This is a genomic window from Psychrobacter aquaticus CMS 56, from assembly GCF_000471625.1.
GTDB lineage: Bacteria > Pseudomonadota > Gammaproteobacteria > Pseudomonadales > Moraxellaceae > Psychrobacter > Psychrobacter aquaticus.
This window is the reverse complement of sequence record NZ_AUSW01000035.1, coordinates 169772-188931: the sequence shown is the minus strand read 5'-3', so window position 1 is coordinate 188931 and position 19160 is coordinate 169772. Positions and strand designations below refer to the sequence as shown.

General features: G+C 42.6%; 18 protein-coding genes. 6 read left to right on the top strand and 12 right to left on the bottom strand.

The features are described from left to right. Positions 1-28 precede the first annotated feature (28 nt). Positions 29-859: an ion transporter gene (locus M917_RS12570; RefSeq protein WP_021815245.1), complete on the bottom strand. Its 831-nt coding sequence runs from the start codon at positions 857-859 to the stop codon at positions 29-31. A gap of 317 nt (positions 860-1176) precedes the next feature. On the opposite strand from M917_RS12570, the gene M917_RS12565 reads away from it, so the two are divergent. After that, the gene (locus tag M917_RS12565; protein ID WP_021815244.1) at positions 1177-1926 is read left to right on the top strand and encodes a YebC/PmpR family DNA-binding transcriptional regulator; all 750 of its coding nucleotides are present in this window, start codon (positions 1177-1179) and stop codon (positions 1924-1926) included. A gap of 92 nt (positions 1927-2018) precedes the next feature. Here M917_RS12565 and M917_RS12560 read toward each other — a convergent pair whose 3' ends face one another. Together M917_RS12560 and ftsY are read right to left on the bottom strand one after the other, a co-directional pair. After that, complete coding sequence (locus tag M917_RS12560) at positions 2019-2591, bottom strand: methylated-DNA--[protein]-cysteine S-methyltransferase (RefSeq protein WP_021815243.1); 573 nt, start codon at positions 2589-2591, stop codon at positions 2019-2021. A 72-nt stretch (positions 2592-2663) separates the two neighbouring features. Beyond that, positions 2664-3629 carry a signal recognition particle-docking protein FtsY gene (gene ftsY / locus M917_RS12555; protein WP_227500839.1) on the bottom strand — a complete coding sequence of 322 codons (966 nt, stop codon included), beginning with the start codon at positions 3627-3629 and terminating at the stop codon, positions 2664-2666. Between the two features lie 786 nt (positions 3630-4415). Here ftsY and M917_RS14240 point away from each other — a divergent pair. From M917_RS14240 to M917_RS12545, 3 genes are all read left to right on the top strand, one after another. After that, complete coding sequence (locus tag M917_RS14240) at positions 4416-4577, top strand: hypothetical protein (RefSeq protein ID WP_161626701.1); 162 nt, start codon at positions 4416-4418, stop codon at positions 4575-4577. 80 nt (positions 4578-4657) lie between these two features. Further along, entirely contained in the window at positions 4658-6160 is a 1503-nt protein-coding gene (locus tag M917_RS12550; RefSeq protein ID WP_021815241.1) for a M16 family metallopeptidase, read from the top strand. Positions 6161-6229: 69 nt separating this feature from the next. Continuing rightward, a complete protein-coding gene (locus tag M917_RS12545) occupies positions 6230-7804 on the top strand; it encodes a M16 family metallopeptidase (RefSeq protein WP_021815240.1) in 1575 nt (524 codons plus the stop codon). A 166-nt stretch (positions 7805-7970) separates the two neighbouring features. On the opposite strand, the gene M917_RS12540 is transcribed toward M917_RS12545, so the two are convergent. Together M917_RS12540 and M917_RS12535 are read right to left on the bottom strand one after the other, a co-directional pair. Beyond that, positions 7971-8531: a hypothetical protein gene (locus M917_RS12540; protein WP_021815239.1), complete on the bottom strand. Its 561-nt coding sequence runs from the start codon at positions 8529-8531 to the stop codon at positions 7971-7973. A 252-nt stretch (positions 8532-8783) separates the two neighbouring features. Further along, positions 8784-9761 (bottom strand): D-Ala-D-Ala carboxypeptidase family metallohydrolase, encoded by a 978-nt coding sequence (locus tag M917_RS12535; RefSeq protein ID WP_021815238.1) that lies wholly within the window; start codon positions 9759-9761, stop codon positions 8784-8786. A gap of 289 nt (positions 9762-10050) precedes the next feature. Here M917_RS12535 and rodA point away from each other — a divergent pair, with 289 nt between their 5' ends. Further along, a complete protein-coding gene (rodA, locus tag M917_RS12530) occupies positions 10051-11193 on the top strand; it encodes a rod shape-determining protein RodA (RefSeq protein ID WP_021815237.1) in 1143 nt (380 codons plus the stop codon). A 738-nt stretch (positions 11194-11931) separates the two neighbouring features. Next, positions 11932-12546, top strand: a complete 615-nt coding sequence (locus M917_RS12525; protein WP_021815236.1) for a septal ring lytic transglycosylase RlpA family protein — start codon at positions 11932-11934, stop codon at positions 12544-12546. Positions 12547-12700: 154 nt separating this feature from the next. Here M917_RS12525 and radA read toward each other — a convergent pair whose 3' ends face one another. From radA to hfq, 7 genes are all read right to left on the bottom strand, one after another. Continuing rightward, positions 12701-14137: a DNA repair protein RadA gene (gene radA, locus M917_RS12520; protein ID WP_021815235.1), complete on the bottom strand. Its 1437-nt coding sequence runs from the start codon at positions 14135-14137 to the stop codon at positions 12701-12703. Between the two features lie 269 nt (positions 14138-14406). Then, positions 14407-15117, bottom strand: a complete 711-nt coding sequence (lptB, locus tag M917_RS12515) for an LPS export ABC transporter ATP-binding protein (protein ID WP_131656230.1) — start codon at positions 15115-15117, stop codon at positions 14407-14409. A 191-nt stretch (positions 15118-15308) separates the two neighbouring features. Next, entirely contained in the window at positions 15309-15797 is a 489-nt protein-coding gene (gene lptA, locus M917_RS12510) for a lipopolysaccharide transport periplasmic protein LptA (protein ID WP_021815233.1), read from the bottom strand. 197 nt (positions 15798-15994) lie between these two features. Continuing rightward, positions 15995-16579: an LPS export ABC transporter periplasmic protein LptC gene (gene lptC / locus M917_RS12505; protein WP_021815231.1), complete on the bottom strand. Its 585-nt coding sequence runs from the start codon at positions 16577-16579 to the stop codon at positions 15995-15997. Continuing rightward, a complete protein-coding gene (locus M917_RS12500; protein ID WP_021815230.1) occupies positions 16576-17142 on the bottom strand; it encodes a KdsC family phosphatase in 567 nt (188 codons plus the stop codon). Before M917_RS12500 ends, lptC begins: the two co-directional genes overlap by 4 nt. A gap of 35 nt (positions 17143-17177) precedes the next feature. Beyond that, the gene (locus tag M917_RS12495; protein ID WP_021815229.1) at positions 17178-18170 is read right to left on the bottom strand and encodes a KpsF/GutQ family sugar-phosphate isomerase; all 993 of its coding nucleotides are present in this window, start codon (positions 18168-18170) and stop codon (positions 17178-17180) included. 233 nt (positions 18171-18403) lie between these two features. Continuing rightward, a complete protein-coding gene (gene hfq, locus M917_RS12490) occupies positions 18404-18928 on the bottom strand; it encodes an RNA chaperone Hfq (RefSeq protein ID WP_021815228.1) in 525 nt (174 codons plus the stop codon). Between the last annotated feature and the right edge of the window lie 232 nt (positions 18929-19160).

Here is a 19160-nt window from a genome sequence, read left to right as displayed (position 1 = left end):
TGTGCCGACGAATATTTATTAATAGTTGCTAGACGTGTAAAGCATGCCCGCAGCGATCACAAAACTCCGCCCCTAACGCATGTCCGAACTTACCACAGTTTGGGCAAGTGACTGGATTGAGCTGTGGACGCATATTACGTGTTAACTCTGAGGTAAAAATACCCGTTGGCACAGCAATAACAGCGTAACCTGTAATCATAACCATCGTTGCAATGGCCTGACCTAATGGCGTTTTTGGCGAAATATCACCATACCCTACGGTGGTCAAGGTCACAACTGCCCAATATATAGAAATCGGAATACTAGTAAAACCATTTTCTGGACCTTCTACCACATAGACGATCGAGCCGTAAATAGTCACTAAGAGAACCAGCGATAAGAAAAATACCGTTATCTTTTGCTGACTGGTTTTAAGGGCCGACGCCAAAAAACCCGCTTGTTGCATGTAACCTTTGAGTTTAAGGACTCGAAACACACGCAAAATCCGTAGAACACGTATCACAATGAGATATTGAACACCGCCAAATATGAGACTCAAGTAACTGGGCAATATGGATAGTAAATCTACAACGCCAAAAAAACTAAAAATATAGCGAATACGATTGGGTGCCGAAAACAGCCTTAAAACATACTCGATAGTAAATAAAATGGTAAAAAACCATTCTGCATAAAAAAATATCGTTCCATATTGCAAACGCACATACAATACACTATCTAGCATGACCACGCCTACGCTGGTCAAAATCGCAATCAGCAATACAATATCAAAAAGCTTACCCGAACGGGTATCTGTACCTTCGATAATGATATGAATGCGGTTACGCAAGTGTGTGATGGCTTCAGCGCTTGTTTGCTTCATAGAATCTGTAACTTCATAAAATGAATGGCTTGATAGCACTCAATGACTTAAAATGCGATGAATGAGGCCAAGTTAGTTAAAACACACAAAACTGGTTTATAATATTGCTCACTTATTACAGCAAATACAATCTATAATTTGCCATAGTGTAGCAAAAAAGCACTCTCAACAACATACAAATCGTTAACGTATAGATAGCTCTATTACCTTGAGCAGACAGAGTAATTATATTATAAAAATACATGATCGGGCATTGAAGGTTGTTGTTAACGATTTTTTAAGCATAACAAATAGTACGCAAAAATTAAGGATGTTATATGGCAGGCCATTCAAAATGGGCAAATATCAAACACCGCAAAGCCCGTCAGGATGCGGTAAAAGGTAAAATATTTACCAAAATTATTCGTGAAATTGTTTCTGCTGCCAAGCAAGGCGACCCAGATCCTGACAAAAACCCACGTCTGCGAGCCGTCATCGAAAAAGCCTTATCAGTCAATATGACTCGAGATACGATCAATCGTGCGGTCGATCGTGGAACGGGTGGCGGTGATACTGAAAATATGGATGAGATCAGCTACGAAGGCTATGGTATCGGCGGCGTCGCCGTACTGGTCGAAACCATGACTGACAATGTCAATCGCACCGTCAGCGAAGTGCGTCACGCCTTTACAAAGCATGATGGCAATCTTGGCACCTCAGGCTCGGTTGCTTACTTATTCAATAAGCGCGGTGAAATCACCTTCAATGATGTGAGCCTAGAAGATGACGTGATGCTTGTTGCATTAGATGCAGGCGCTCTTGATATCGAAAACAATGGAGAGACATTACTTGTCATCACTGGATGGGAAAATTTCGGTCACGTCAAAGACGCCCTCAACGCTGCTGGGCTTGTTTCTGACAATGCCGAAGTAACGATGTCGCCATCAACCATTGCTGAAATCAATGATGTTGATGATGCGCAACAAATCATGAAAATGATCGATATGCTAGAAGACATAGACGATGTGCAAGAAGTTTATAGCAATGTAAACTTTACAGATGAGGTGATGGCTCAGCTTGAGCAATGATTTTCATTGTTTATTCGCGACAAAAAAGACCAAACGTTTTTAACGCTTGGTCTTTTTTTGTTCATTAGCGTCTGATAAGCACTTACTTTACATTAAGTTTTGCAAACGATACCTTCGAGCGCTAACAAATATTCTTTCTTATCCAGCCCACCTGTATAGCCACCAAGCTTGCCATCACTGCTGATGACTCGGTGGCAGGGAACGATAATACTAAAAGGATTTTTACTATTAGCATTCGCAACCGCACGAAATCCTTTGGGATTATCTACACGCTGAGCAAGTGTGGCATAACTGATGGTTTGACCGTGACTGATGTCTTGCAATGCCTGCCATACTTGTTGCTGAAACGGCGTACCCAAAGACAAATCTAAGGCCAAGTCAAACGCTTGGCGATCACCTTTAAAATATTCGTCCAACTGTTCTATAGCCTCTATTAGTAGAGCCTGAGCCGGTTCATTTTTGCTTAAATTCTCTTTACTTATGAACGTAAAGCTCTCATCAACAAGATTGTAACGCTTTTTAAGTTTGGAAATAGATTTTGAGCTATGCCAAGAGTTACCTGCCAGCAGCCAGTTGACCTCAACCAACTTAGGACTGCTATGTTGATTGATGCTCGCAATTAACGTTAATTGGTTCGATCCAAAAGCTGCGGTAGTGACTATCATGACTTTTTCCTTTTAAATCGTTAGATTTTTAAGACTTACTCATCGACTAAAACAAACTATCGAGCGATATCGCTATTCTTTATCATCCGTTTCGAACAATGCGGCGACAAACTGCTTCGGACTAAAGGCACGTAAGTCATCAATCGATTCGCCCACGCCAATATAACGAATAGGTATGTCCGTTGTTTCAGCAATATTAAAGACCACGCCGCCTTTAGCGGTACCATCTAGTTTGGTGATGGTAATACCTGTCAATGGCACGACCTTATTAAACAACTCAACTTGATTAATGGCGTTTTGACCCGTGCCAGCATCGAGGACAATCATACCTTCGTGCGGTGCACTTGGATCTGCTTTACGCATGACACGAACCACTTTTTCTAGCTCTGCCATTAAATGCGTTTTGTTTTGCAAGCGTCCAGCAGTATCTGCTATCAGCACATCAATATTTTTTGCCTTGGCAGATTGCATGGCATCAAAAATCACAGAGGCACTATCTGAGCCATGACCTTGCGCCACGACTGGAATATTATTACGCTCTCCCCAAATCTGTAGCTGTTCGGTGGCCGCCGCACGAAAAGTATCACCCGCTGCTAGCATCACTGATCTACCCTCACCTTGTAAGCGCTTCGCAAGCTTACCGATGGTCGTCGTTTTACCAACCCCATTGACGCCCACCACTAGGATGACAAAGGGTTTTTTGCTGGTATCAATCACGAGTGGTGCAACTTTTGGTGTTAAAATATCCACCAGCTCGCTTTGTAGTGCTTTATATAGTGAATGGGCATAAATCAAGTCACCACGTGCTGTCTGTTCGGTTAGACTCTTGATAATACGGTTGGTGGCAGTGACACCAATATCAGCGACCAGCAACTGATCTTCAACTTCCTCTAGCAGCTCATCATCAATCTCTTTGCCACCGATAAGGATACTAACCATCCCTTCGGCCAGATTTTTACGTGACTTACTCAGCCCCGTTTTCATACGGTTGAACCAGCTGCCTTTTTTCTGAGTCTCTTGAGACTCTTGTGATGGCATGACTGACTCATGATGATTTAGATTTTGTGTACCACTGCTGGTTGGACTGACGCTTGGCCTATCCCCTAATTGCTCTTGCAACGGCATAGGAGGAACGGTAGCGACTGTATTGGAATTCGTGCTTGCATCGGCACTTTTAACGCTCGAAGCGCTTTCGGATGAATTTTCAGAGACACTCTGCTGTTCTGCTACATGAATGGGCATACCCAAAGCGATATTGTCTGAGGCATCCGTAACTATGGCATCTTGATTGACTGTGTCGCTCTTTTGCGGCTCTGCCATGTTTTTATCAGTAGGCACTTTTTTGTCATGGATTGCGCCAATATTTCCAGCATCATCGATGATGGGCACAGATTGCGCTGTCAGACTGGGTAAGGTAATATCATCCAAGTCATCAAGATCGCCATCCAGATTGATGACCACACGATTGCTATTATTTGGGTTATTCATAAGCTTGCCCTAAAAGTTATCACGATCAGTTATTTGTTTATTTTTAATAAATCTATCTATCATTATATTTTAGTATCGGAATGACTGACGATTTTTAACCTATTTTAGCATAATTCGAGTCTTGCTTAGCCCTTAGCAACGCAGACTAGCGTCAAAATTTACAAGTTTGAAAGGCAATATAATGATTTGAGAAAGTTTCGCTTAAGATTCAGACACAAAAATCTGACTTTCTGTATGCCAAACTTCGCCTACTCTACCCAGTCCTACTTGCCAATATACTATTTGTTCGAGAACCCTATTTTGGATTATCCGATAAACACCTTTTAGGAACACCCTATGTCAACGCTCGCTAATGATTGTAAAAAACATGATAAAAAAATAGTCGCTATCAGTGCGGCGCTACTACTAACAACGGCTCTATCAGTGACTGGATGTAGCACTACGCCAGAGTTCAAGCCGACCGCCACTGTAATGATTGGAGCACACAAATCTTTGTAAAGACTGCTATCGCTAGAACTGAAATTGATAAACTCACTGATCAGTTTATAAGTTACCATTTTATATAAGTAGAACCTACCATGCCATCGTCTTTGCCACTACCTATTATCTCACTACGCATTGCTTGTGCTATTGCTATGGCGACTGCTCTTGCTGCTTGCCAAACCAATGCGATTCATTCCAAGCCATTATCTACCACTAAAAATACAGTGACTCAAAATACATTGGGGCAAAGTAAAGTTGGTCACAATAAAACGACCAAAGAGACTCAGCCCTCATCCGCATTAGCCATGGATATGTCAGGTCGACACGAATATCAGTTAGAAAATGGTCTGAAGATAGTGATAAAAGAAGACCACCGAGCCCCAGTGGTTATGACGCAGATTTGGTATCGAGTTGGCTCTACAGATGAACCAACTGACAAAGGAGGTATTTCTCATTTGCTTGAGCATATGATGTTCAAAGGTACCACTGACGTGTCAAGCGATGATTATGAGCGCTTAATTGCCAAATTTGGCGGGGTCAACAATGCTTTTACCAGCTACGATTACACCGGTTATTACGAGCTGTTCCCAGCCAATCGCTTGCCTTTAGCATTAGAGCTCGAAGCAGATCGCATGAAAAACCTAACCTTCGATGATAAAGAATTTGCTAAAGAGCATCAAGTCGTTATGGAAGAGCGTCGTCAACGTACCGATGACAACCCCCTTGCCAAAGCTTACGAATCCTTTCGCTTGCTTGCTTTGCCCGACAGTCCTAAAGGCGAATCGGTTATTGGCCCGATGAATGAGCTTGAATCCATCACACTCTCAGACTTAAAAAGTTGGTATGAGACTTGGTATGCGCCCAACAATGCCACTTTAGTTATTGTGGGGGATGTCGAACCAACCGAGGTCTTGAAGCAAGTCAAACGTTACTTTGGTGAACTGTCGCCAAGTGACTTGCCCAAACGTCCTGCGGTCAGTCAAAAAGGTTTCCGTGGTTATCAGAAAGTGGACTCTGAACAAGCGGTGCAAGTCCCTGTGTTATTAATGGGCTATAACGTACCCAGCCTTGTGACAGCAGGTGCAACGGATGAAAAACAGGCCTATGCACTCTCACTGGCTCAAGATGTATTAGATGGCGGATTGTCTGCACGCTTAGAGAGTCGATTGATACGTGAGCAAGGTCTACTGACCACAGTAGGTACTTCTTATGACTTGTTGGATCGTGGCGATGGTCTGTTTTTGATTCAGGCGACGCCGCGTGAAGGCGTGAGCTTAGAGCAGGCACAGCAAGCCATTATCACTGAAATAGAAAAGCTTAAAACTGACCCGATTGCGCCAGATGAAATCAGCCGTGCCAAAACCAATACCGTAACGGGTCTCGTCTATGCGCAAGACAGTATGGAAGGTCAAGCGCGCATGATTGGCTCACTACAGTCTATTGGTCTTGATGACAGGCTACTTGCCAAGCTGCCAGCCAAACTCGATGGCGTGACGATCGCTGATATACAAGCTGCTAGCAAACAGTATTTGGTAAAAAACAATTTGACGGTAATGCATATCATACCACCCAAAGATCAAACCGATAAAAAGAACTAATGGTGAAGTGTTATTCATTTACCCAACGAAAGCACTGCTTATAAAGATCTCATTACTAAGAAGAAAACCATGACTCAAAATAGTGATTTATTACAAACAAGAGAAAATGCCTTAAACAATGCCAATACGCTCATTTCAATGCCAGCTGCAAAACCTAGCTATAAAAAGCCATCCTATCTCCGTATTGGCATCTTGTTAGGTATGACAACGTTGGCAATGAACGCTCAGGCGGACACAACAAATACTGATGAGTACCGTGGATCTGCCGCTGTCGTTGATACGAGTGCACCCATTGCTGCATTATCGAAACTGACCAGTCTTGACGATACCACACCCTTAAAAGTCACCGTACCAACGATTCAAACGTTCAGAACTCAATCTGGCGTACCAGTACGCTTTGTACAGACGACTACATTGCCCATTGTCGATATCGATTTGCGCTTTAACGCTGGTAGCGCTCGTGATGGCAGCATACGCACAGAAGGGTTCGGTATTGCCAATATGACCGCCACCATGCTCACACAAGGCGCTAAAGACTTAGATGAAAATGCATTTACTCGGGCGGTTGAAACCTTAGGTATCAATCTAAACAGCAGTGCCTACAAGGACATGTTTATTGTCTCGCTACGTAGCTTATCTGACGATAAGCATTTATTGCCTGCCATCGATTTAATGACGCAAATGCTCAGCGAACCTACTTTTGATGACGATATTTTAGCACGCAATAAAGCGCGTTTACTGGTCGGCTTGCAGCAGCAAAAACAAGACCCAAATAGTCTGGCAAGCATTGCTTTTGACCAAGCTTTATATGGTGAGCATCCTTACGCCCATCCATCGGCCGGTACTCTTGAAAGTGTACCAAGTATTGACAAACAGCAGCTGATAGATTTTAAAAATCGTTACTTGGTCGCAGCCAATGCTTCTATCGCGATGACAGGCAATCTGACCTTGGACCAAGCAAAAAATCTTGCTGAAAATATTACCAATGAACTACCCACTGGTCAGCCCGCAGCGGATTTACCTGAGCCAAAACCACTTAATCAGGCACAGCACATTCATATCCCGTTCCCAAGTACGCAGACAACCATCTTAATGGGGCAATTGGGTAGCAAACGCGCTACCAACCCAAAGGATCAGCAGCAGCAAACCAATTTTGCCGTGGGTAATGAGGTAATGGCTGGTGGTAATTTTAATGCGCGATTAATGACTGAGGTCAGGCAAAATCTTGGTTATACCTACGGCATATCAGGTTCTATGAATCCGATGCTGGCGCGTGGCCCCTATCAGATTGGTTTTGCGACACGCAATGACAAGGCGCTCGCCGCCATCGATGCCAGTTTAGATGTCATCACTAATACTTTAGACAAAGGCATTACTAGCAGCGAGATGCGTCTGACAACAGACAATCTTAAAAATAGCTTTCCCATGGGTTTTGCGAGCAACACAGGAATCAATGGCCTATTGGGCATGATGAACTTTTATCAATTGCCGAACAGCTATTTGACGGATTATATCGATCGTATTGACCAAGTAAAACTAGCAGGCGTCAACCAAACCCTACGCGACACGCTCAAGCCTGAGGATTTCTTGATTGTCACTGTTGGACAGGACGATCCTTGGAAGGATAAAAAGACTAAAAAATAGCGGTGATAAAATCTCTGTACAAAGTGACTACAGTGACTACAGTGACTACAGTGACTACACGAATGATAAGCTCCACAAAAATAAGGGGCAGTGCTCAGTAGCAATGCCCCTTATTCATGACAAGTACCAGTATAACAACAGAACCAATCAATAAACGAGTCACCGTTTAGCTAGTGACAGTCACTGCAACATCATAAACGAGTTTTTTGGACTTATAAGTTGCGCCTTTATAGGCTAAACGAATCACATGCTTGTCGTAAGAGTCTACTCGATAATTACCATTAGCGAAGTCATGCAACATGGGCACTATTAATAAGGCTTCAATCTGACTGTCATTCACGTTTACCGAAATCTGTTGACCCTCTCGTGGATATAAAAAATAATCACAATAATTATTTACCATGACTTCTGCGGTACGTTCAATAACTTGACTGCCTATTTTTTCTTGGATCAGTTTAGGACAGACGTCAGAACGCTTGCCTGCCAGCCTAGCATAAGAGTTTATGATATTTTCTTCAATATCTTTAGCACTCTGTAATCTTCTATCAAGTTGAGGCGTAGATTTTTTTGCCGTCAGCAAACTGTTTTCAGAGGATGTCTCTGAATTGACCGCACTGATAAATAAAAGTACCACAAAGACTGAAGCGCATAAAGCCACATACGTGTTATTCGACCGCAGCAACCCTTTTTTTGACTTATCAGCATTTGCTGAATACCGCTTTTTCATAAATCCTACTTATAATAAACGCTACTTATTATTTTATAAATCAAATGATATAAAGGCGAATGGCAAACTTACTATCATTAAAACATAATTTAGCATTACCAGAGAATTTTTGATGACTTATGCGTCAAGCTTCTACTCTCAAATCGTTTATCATTTGGTATGTAATTTTATAAGCATTATTATAATGTCTTTAACCTCACTTTATTGTCATTCACTCATATTTATTTGGTCTTTTGATAGCGTATGAGTCGTTTAATAGCGGCAAGAAGAACTGCTACTTGCATGATTAAAGCCCCATTTGCGATAACCATCCGTATCTAAATGAATGGCACCTGTAGAATATAGTCCCAAACCAAAATTATGAGCCTCTCCCTGATATTGCCAGAACTGACACAGACCGTCTTGCATGGTATTGAGCCGCCATACATTGTCTTCGTACTCTGGCACCCAAATATCTATGGCGCTGCCATTCATGTGCTTACTGCTATCAGCACCGCCCGCACAATTATTAAGGCCAGGACTGCGATATACTGAACGTATCTCACTACTGGTAGGCAAAACGCCTTGATGCTTAAGCTCGCTATACAAACGTAAGGTCGGTACTATATTTGCCCATAACTCTTGCGGTGGTAGCTGATAAGGCTCATAGCCACATTTATCCCAGCTTCGAGCAGTGGTCAGTAGTTGAGACAATGGCGGGACATTTTGTGCGCCAATTCTTGATATCAGATAGCGCTGATACTCTGCCACTTGCTGAGCACGGTAGCTGTTACGGTTTAGCCAAGCGTTAAAATCTGTATTACTAACAGCGTTGTCAGCGCTATTATAAGTGTTGCTCGCTGTATTGTATCTATTGTTGCTATAAGTCGTGTTATAAACAGGGGTTCGTCGATTGATATTTACCTGTTTATTTTCTTGGATAGACAGACTCGCATCCAGTGCAAAATCGCGCTGTTTTTGAGCAATCAATCCCTGCATACTATCGCTATTCTTGGTGCTCGCACCGCTCAGCATCGTAACGCCAGGGCTATAACTCGAAGCGCTTGTAGCAGAAGGTGTAATGTAGGCATTGCTATTGCTATCGGTGCTACTACCATGACGTATTTGAATACGGCGCTCGCTATTGTCACTGATAATAGCGGCATGAATCGGAAGACTGCCGGCACACAACAGTAGTGCAATAATAGGCTTATGAATCTGCCTATGACTAGGGGTTTTTGTATTTATCATTGCAAGAAACTACCACTAAAAACGTTTTATCGATACTATCAAATTTTTGACAAGCAGGCTAAACTATCGCCTTTAATCGCAGGCAGAATATTCGTAATTAACACTTATCCTTATAATTTTTATAATTACGTGACTTTAGGGCGTGTTTGTGAGTGTTCAACATGCCCTATTACTGATGTGTTATTTTGTCTGCGACACTCTATCAGCATCGTTATCGTATAATGGTTTCTAAAATCATGGTTTTAGACCAGAATTTTCTTTTACGTCAATTGTCAGACACACTTTGCCTATGTCCTCTAATCCGCAATACCGTTTCTCACGTCAGAGCCATCACTTAGGTCAAGGTCATGCACCGACGCTATGGCAACGTGTTCATATAGACCCGTGGTTGACTCTCCTTTTGTTGACGGTTTGCTGCATCGGCTTAACCATTTTATATAGTGCGGCCAGCCAAGATGTCGGTATGGTACTACGCCAAATGGTCAGTTATGGTGTGGCGTTTACTGTTATGTTCACCATGGCACAGATACCGCCCAGTATTTATCGCACTTTTACACCCGTATTTTATGTCATGGGATTAATCCTACTGGTCTTGGTCGATATCATCGGTGAAGTACGTATGGGTGCCCAGCGCTGGATTAACTTACCAGGATTTGGCAGCGTTCAGCCTTCCGAGTTTATGAAACTTGGCATGCCAATGATGTGTGCTTGGTTTTTGTCCAAACGCGATCTCCCACCCACCGCTTCCAGCATCGCGATAACCTTGGCATTAATCATTGTCCCTGTCTTATTGATTGCCAAAGAACCCGATCTTGGTACGTCAATCTTGGTCGCAGCCAGTGGCCTTTTCGTGCTTTTTTTAGCCGGCCTCTCTTGGCGATTAATTTCGGCTGCTGCAATTTTGGCCGTGCCTTTTATCGCTTTTGCTTGGAATTTCTTGTTACACGACTATCAACGTACGCGTGTCTTAACACTGCTCAATCCTGAAGCAGACATACAAGGTGCTGGTTGGAATATTATTCAGTCAAAGACAGCCATTGGTGCAGGTGGTCTGACTGGAAAGGGCTATCTAGAAGGCACACAATCGCATCTGCATTTCCTACCAGAAGGCCATACAGACTTTATTATTGCTGCTTTTTCAGAAGAATTCGGCTTATTAGGCGTGATGCTGTTGATGTTTATTTATTCCTGTTTATTGCTGCGAGCGCTATATATTGCTTTTACTCACCCTGATGTTTATAGCAGATTGTTGGCAGGTGCCATCGCTATGTCTTTCTTTGTGTATATATTCGTCAATGTCGGTATGGTTGGTGGCCTGTTACCTGTGGTTGGCGTGCCTTTACCTTTTATCAGCTATGGTGGTACTGCTATCGTCACTTTGATGGCTGGGTTTGGACTGCTCATGTCCATTCACACTCATAAACCCAACTAATTCGAACCCTAAAAACTATTTTAAATCAATATCTTGTATTAAACAGACAATGTTTCAAATGTAAATTGTTTAAGTAGACGTTTCATATAAATGACTCAGACGTGATAAACAAAAAACGTAGAGCATTTATTGTTTCAGACCAAGATGTGAAACGTTTTTCCTAAAATTAGGCCAACTTTAATTGGAACGGATATATTTTAGTCCTTGTTATTTACAAATAATTGCGTTAACCTCGGTTTACTGTAGTTTGATACATAACCCGTACATAGCTGCTAAAAAACTTTGCATTTAATTATATTTTGGTTATAGCTTAGCCGTATAGTTAGCATCTTGTAGATTTCAGGATTTCAAATACACTACTTAATTAACGGTTTGATAACAAATAAACACTTAACAGTCTTTAAAACCTTTATTGATTTAGCAATGTTAGAAAGTCTGTGAATATGATATGCAGTGGCATCCATATTTAATTTTAGATCGTGCACGCTACCAATATCATTTGAGCGTTTCATAAGTATCTTCGGTCATATTGCCGTTATTCACTTATGATAATGTAATGAAAAATTACCATACATTAAAATCTACGAAAGCCTTAATTGTGACATCAATCATTATATGAGCAACAGATTGATGATTAGGCTTTAGAGTTCAAGACACTGTTAGATTGGTCTAACGCTGTCGTACTCAATCTAACTGTTATTAGAGTTAGGTTTTAATGTATAAGTTATAGAGGTATCTATGAATAAGCGTTTATCTGGTTTACTTACTATGTCAGTAGTATTATTTGCTGGCTCTGCAGTCGCTACTACTGCGAACGCTGCAGAAGCAAAAACCTCTCTTGCGATGATTTCACAAGATAACGCCTCCCATATCGATCGTGTCCTTGGCGAGCTTAGCCGTCAACACGATGGTGCATCAAGCTTAGTTAAATCAGCACGACAACCGACTTCATTAGCACTTAGCAGCTCGCTGTTAGCCAGTGATACCGCACAAGTTAGCAATGATGAAGATGTATTAGAACGTCTGACGGCGGTCGCCTCTAACTCAGTTAGCAAATTTAAGCAGACTGGTTTGGCTTCTTGGTATGGTCGTCAGTTCCATGGCCGCAAAACAGCCAGTGGCGAAACATTTGACATGAACGGCTTGACTGCTGCACATCGCTCACTGCCCTTAAACTGCTATGTCAAAGTCACTAACAAGACCAACGGTAAGAGCGTTGTCGTAAAAGTTAATGATCGTGGCCCATTCCACGGTAACCGTGTGTTAGATTTATCTTATGGTGCTGCCAAACGCCTAGGTATTACCAGTAAAGGTGTCGGTAACGTTGCCATTGAACGTGTTTCTGGCCCTTAGTTTTAAATCAGCTAGTGTTTTACCAAATTAAATAAAAAGCGCCTAACTCAACTCAGTAGTTAGGCGCTTTTTTATGGCTTAAAATTATCGATTTGATACAAGCATCGGGATTTTGCCACTTTAAAAAACGAGAATCATAAGAAATTAAGATATTTTATAATTCAAAAGCGCTTTCAATCGCATCATCAAGACGTTCTACAGCAATCACATTAATACCTTTAAATTGCGGGGAGTCTTTGGCGGGCGCATTGGCTTTTGGGATAATGGCATGTTTAAATCCATGCTTCATCGCTTCTTTTAAACGCTCCTGACCATTGGGTACGGGGCGAATTTCACCAGACAACCCCACTTCACCAAACACAGCCAATGACGATGGCAGTGCTTTTTCTTTGATACTTGAGGCACAAGCGAGCAACACCGCCAAATCAGATCCTGTCTCTATCACTTTGACCCCACCAACCACATTGACATATACATCCTGCCCACTGGTATGAATACCACCATGCCGATGCATCACTGCCAACAGCATCGATAAACGTTGAAAATCCAATCCTAACGCCATGCGCCTTGGTTGTCCTTGCGAATCATCAACCAACGCTTGCACTTCAACCAGTAATGGCCTAGTACCTTCACGACTGACCATAACAACGGAGCCAGAAACAGGCTTATCATAACGGCTTAAGAATATGGCAGATGGATTAGCAACTTCTTTGAGTCCCATATCTGTCATCCCAAAGATACCTAATTCATTGACCGCCCCAAAACGGTTTTTGACCGCGCGAATCATCCGAAAACGAGAATCAGACTGACCTTCAAAGTACAACACTGTATCAACCATGTGCTCAAGCACACGAGGCCCTGCCAGCGTACCTTCTTTGGTCACATGACCCACTAAAAAAAGGGCGGTGCCCGTCTGCTTGGCATAGCGAGTCAAAATCGCGGCCGACTCTCGAATTTGACTGACGCCACCTGGTGCTGAATTAATCGCGTCTGTATAAATGGTCTGAATAGAATCAATAATAGCAATGGCAGGCTGCTCTTGAGTCAACGCGGCACAAATGGTCTCTACATTGGTTTCGGCCAATACTCGAAGCCTATCAGCAGGCAAATCTAAGCGCCTAGCACGCATGGCAACTTGTGCAAGTGATTCCTCACCCGTCACATATAAGGCGCTGCCTGCCAAGGAATCTGCACGCGCCATATTGGTTGCTGTCTGCAGTAAGATAGTTGACTTACCGATACCAGGATCACCCCCTATCAACACCACTGAACCCGCCACCAATCCGCCACCAAGGACGCGATCAAATTCACTAATACCCGTTGGCAAGCGGGTGTCTAGCGTGACGCTGACTGCGTTGAGCGGCATGACCGCACTATGAGTGCCCGAATAATTACCAGTTGAGGCATTAGTACCATGAGTAGCGGGTCGGCTGGCATTAGGTTTGGCGGTGCTTTTGTTGTGATGCGGCATACTGACGTTTGGCGCTTCAACCAAACTGTTCCATTCTCCGCAATCGGTACATTGCCCTGCCCACTTACCAAAATGCGCGCCGCAATGTTGACAGACATAACTGCTCTTATTTTTTGCCATAATTTACGAGCCTTATTCAGGTGTTCAATAAAGAGTAATAGATAGAATGCTGTGACGCTTTTATGAGCGTTAATTTGAGAATAATTTTTAAGATAAAACCAGTCGTTAATATGACAGGTTATGTTTTATAGAAGGGATGACGCTCAATATAAGGAAAAGCTAAATATCAAAAATGGCTGGCCTAAAAGTTTGATTAACAAACCTTGTGCCAGCAATAAACGCATATATAATAGTGAGAAATGTTTTGACGTACCTGACTGTACTTAACACTATACTTGGAAGTCTTTACCTAAGTAGACAGATTTCACCAATTCGTTGTCTAAGACTTCATCGGAAGTACCTTCAGCAATAATAGCGCCTTCTGAAACGATATAAGCTTTTTCACAAATAGCCAAGGTATCACGGACGTTATGGTCGGTAATTAACACACCGATTCCACGATTTTTTAGTGTTAAGATAACGTCTTTGATATCGCCAACAGAGATGGGGTCAACGCCTGCAAAAGGCTCATCCAATAGTATGAACTTGGGATCGGCGGCCAATGCACGGGCAATCTCACAACGGCGACGCTCACCACCTGAGACACTCATGCCCAGTGATTTACGTACATGCTCTAAATGAAATTCGCCAATCAATTTCTCAAGCTCTTGTTGCTGCTCACTTGCACTTAATTCTTTACGAGTTTGCAAAATAGCCAAAATATTGTCTTCGATAGACAATTTACGAAAAATAGAGGCTTCTTGCGGCAAATAACCAATACCAGCACGAGCACGCTCATGCATCGCATATTTAGATAAATCTGTTTTGCCTAGGGTCACACGCCCTTTATCCATATTGACCAGCCCTACCACCATATAAAAGCTGGTCGTTTTACCGGCACCATTTGGCCCTAATAAGCCAACGACCTGTCCTTGTTCCACAGAAAAAGAAACGTCTTTGACCACCCAGCGCTTGCCATAACGCTTACCCAAATTTTGCATAGATAAGCGTGCGATAGGCGATGGCTGATCGTTGGTAGCTAGGGGGTCTATATGTTTATTATCACTCATAACTGACTCATACTGTTGCAAAATCAAGCACTGATATATTTATACGAGCCCCTTCATATCAATGTCTTCGTATAAAGGGGTTTAGAGACATTCGTATACTGATAAATGAGCGGTATCACCGCTTAGCGTATACCAGTTTGGCTGCTATTATTACTGGGCGGAAAAACCAGCTCTACTCGCTGATTACCGCCAGCAGTGGCCTCAACATCCCCAGCTTTTAGGCTATAACGAATTACATTACCCGCAAAACTTGCGCCATTTTGAACCAGTTTGGCATTGCCTGTCAAAGTAACGATCCCAGTAACTGCGTTATAATCAATTTTATTGGCTTGACCTTTTGCTAATCCTTTCTCTTGCGTGACAATCTGTTGCATGGTTGCTGGGCGTCCAGTTGCAACGGCAGAATTAATACTGCGCTGCTGCGATAAATTGACCGTGATATTATCGGCGGTCATCTTAAACGTACCTTGAGTGATGATAACGCTGCCTGAGTAACTGGTGATGCCTGTACGCTCACTATAAGTGGCTTTATCAGCCAATAGCTTGATTTCTTGATTGGCATCTGATGGTAGCGCATGGCTATAAAGTGGTAACGCCAACAGTAAAACCATTGGCAGCGCACGTGATTGACGCAAGCTATGCGGTATTAGATTTGAGCATATCAATGATGAGCGCAAAGCAGGCAAAGATTTATATTTCATAAAAATCACTCGTTGTATAAGGGGTAATAGGATTTGCGCACTTCATGTTAGGGCGTGTCATCATGTATTTTTAGTATTTAGTACATAGCCAATAAGGGCGATACTGATCAGAATAATGCTTTATCTTGGCGTTCGGCTGGAGTAAAGGCGACTGCCACTTGACCAAACTCATACTCACCCGTTTCAAGGTTCGCTTTCATACTGGAGGCTTCAAAGCGATTCATACCCTGTTCAATTTTAACAGGCTCTTCACTATATACCTGACCTGACTTGGTATTGCCTTTGAGCGTACTCCCAGTCACCTTGATGGGTTCAATGTCAGGTGCGCTTTTATTACCTTCACTGACCAATGAAAAACCACCTGACAAACTAAGCTCACCCGTTTGCTGACTAATAGCAGCACTACCCGCTTCGATACGATAGCGCTGCTCAGCTGATGGCTCCCAATTCATAGTGATGCCTGACATCTCATCTAAATTGGTCTCTGGGTTATGCGTCAAAGATTCAGCGGTGAGCTCATACTCAGTCTCACCTTTCTCATTTGTCTGTACCGCCTTGATATCTGTCGCTTCATAATCGACATCAGTCGTCTCCATACTAACGGGTGGCGCAACTTCCCCTTGCTGCTGAAAAAACCAGCCAGCAATACCAGCAATAATCAGGGCGAGGACGATTAAAACACGAGTATTCACGACAAATCATCCTGATTTTTGGCTTCATCAAGCGTGTAGTGTGCGATAAAGTCTTGATAGTGACCATGACCTTTTAAAATAAGGTCACATATTTCACGTACGGCACCAGTACCGCCAGCACGCGTGGTAATCATATCACTGCGATTGATGACTTCTGCGTGCGCATTAGGCACTGTTGCAGAAAATCCCACCGTTTGCATCGCTTTAATATCTGGTAAATCATCACCCATATAGGCGCAATCAGCGGCAGTGATACCAAGTGCTGGTTCAAGGATAGACAGCAGCTCGTTAAAAGCCATTAACTTGTCGTCGCGACCTTGTATCACATAATTGACACCCATTTCTGCGGCGCGCTTATCAACCATGGCACTACTGCGACCAGTTATAATTGCCGTCAAAATACCATAACGCGCTAAAGACTTGATGCCAACGCCATCATGAACTGAAAATGCTTTGGTCTCTATACCATTGGCATCATAAATAATTTGACCATTTGATAAAATACCATCAACATCCATTACTAATAGCTTTACTTGTCCAGCTTTTTTGATTAAGTCTTGCATCCGTGGTCTCTTTTTAAAGGCTATTTTTTATGCGACTATTTTACACCAGCTTGCAGCAAATCATGTACCGTAATAATAGCTTCTAAATGATTCTCGTCATCAATAATTAATAACTGATTGATGCTATTTTCATTCATGACACTTAGCGCATCTGACGCACGCATGGCCTTGCTAACGTGGCGCGGATTGCGAACCATCATGTTGCACATTGGCGTTTGCAGATCAATGCCTTTTTCTAGATTGCGTCTCAAGTCACCATCTGTAAACACGCCAACGACCTTATCATTATCATCAATCACCACTGTCATACCCAAACGTCCAGCAGACATGGTAAAGAGCGCTTCTTGCAGCGGTGCGTTTTGATGTATGATAGGTAATTCGTCATAATTAGTATGCATTAAGTCTTCAACTCGCGTAAGCAACTGGCGACCCAACGCGCCTGCTGGATGCGACAAAGCAAAATCTTCTGACGTAAAGTTGCGGGCATGTACCAACGCCACAGCCAATGCGTCGCCAAGTGCTAACGTCGCTGTAGTACTAGACGTTGGCGCAAGGTTAAGTGGACAAGCTTCCTGTGACTTACCAAGCGTCAATACAATATCTGCCGCGTGTGGTAGCATACCGCGCTTATCACGGCTAATGCTAATAAGCGGTATATTCAGACGTTTGACGACGGGCAATAACATCTTGATCTCATCCGATTCACCAGAGTTGGAGATTGCCAGCAATACATCGCCTTTTACCAACATACCCAAGTCACCATGCCCTGCTTCACCAGGATGCATAAAAAATGCAGGCGTGCCCGTAGAAGCAAATGTCGCTGCTATTTTACGGCCAATCAATCCAGACTTGCCCATGCCAGTGACCACTACTCGACCCTTACAAGCCAAAATAATATCGCAAGCTTGCGCAAACCTGTCGTCTATCTGCTCTGTCAGTAATGACAATGCTGATATCTCAGTATTAATCGCATCAATAGCTGTACTTATAAACTGCTCATGGGTCACATTGATTTGGGTATTACTCATGAATCCACTCTATTTTTATAATGAATCAAGATAGTATTTTACTATACTATGCCTAATATTAATAATAATCCGTCCAGCCTATAGCAAGTAATGTGATTGCAGCTGACCTGACACTTATGTCAGCTACTGGTTTTATATACATTTATTTAGACAAAAAAAACCCACTATAGAAGCAGGTCTTGATCAAATTAATCATGTCTCAACGATGCATTCTCAATCATGCAGTCTAATGTTTAATCATTGCTATCATTAGTGTCATCGTTTGACTTGTCTTCAAAGCTTGTGTTCTCTGCTGGTGTTTCAAAACCACGGTCTTGACCAAAACCACCGCGCTCAAAGCCGCGTTCCTGACTTTGACCAAAGCTGCCGCGCTCAAAACCACGCTCTTGACCTTGGCTAAAGCCGCCGCGATTAAAACCACTACGATTGGCCGCAAAACCGCGCTCTTCAAAACCGCCAGCAGCAGGATTGCTACCACGTTCAAAGCCACCGCCCTGATAACCTGTTGGGGCGGCACTTTGAGCTTGAGCACCAGTACTCGTTGTACTGCTTCGCGGGTTACGAGCTGGTACAACAGTTGAAATGGCATGCTTATAAACCATTTGACTGACAGTATTTTTGAGCAGTACCACATACTGGTCAAACGACTCAATCTGACCTTGCAGTTTGATACCGTTGACCAAAAAAATAGAAACAGGAATGCGATCTTTACGCAGCGAATTCAAGAACGGATCTTGTAAAGTTTGTCCTTTTGACATGAAATCTCTCCTAAATATTATATAGTTATATTTTAAGCGCCAATTATTCTAAGTGTTGATTCAATTATAATGGCTAAAGGTAGATAGAATAATAAGTTTTCTTTTTAAAATGTATCTAAATAATCACTTATCATCGTTAAGTGATTCACTTTACCGTGAATAAATTATTATTGTCAGTCATTAAGTAACTATTTATTTCATTAATTTGTTTTATAAATATTCTTTGCCAACA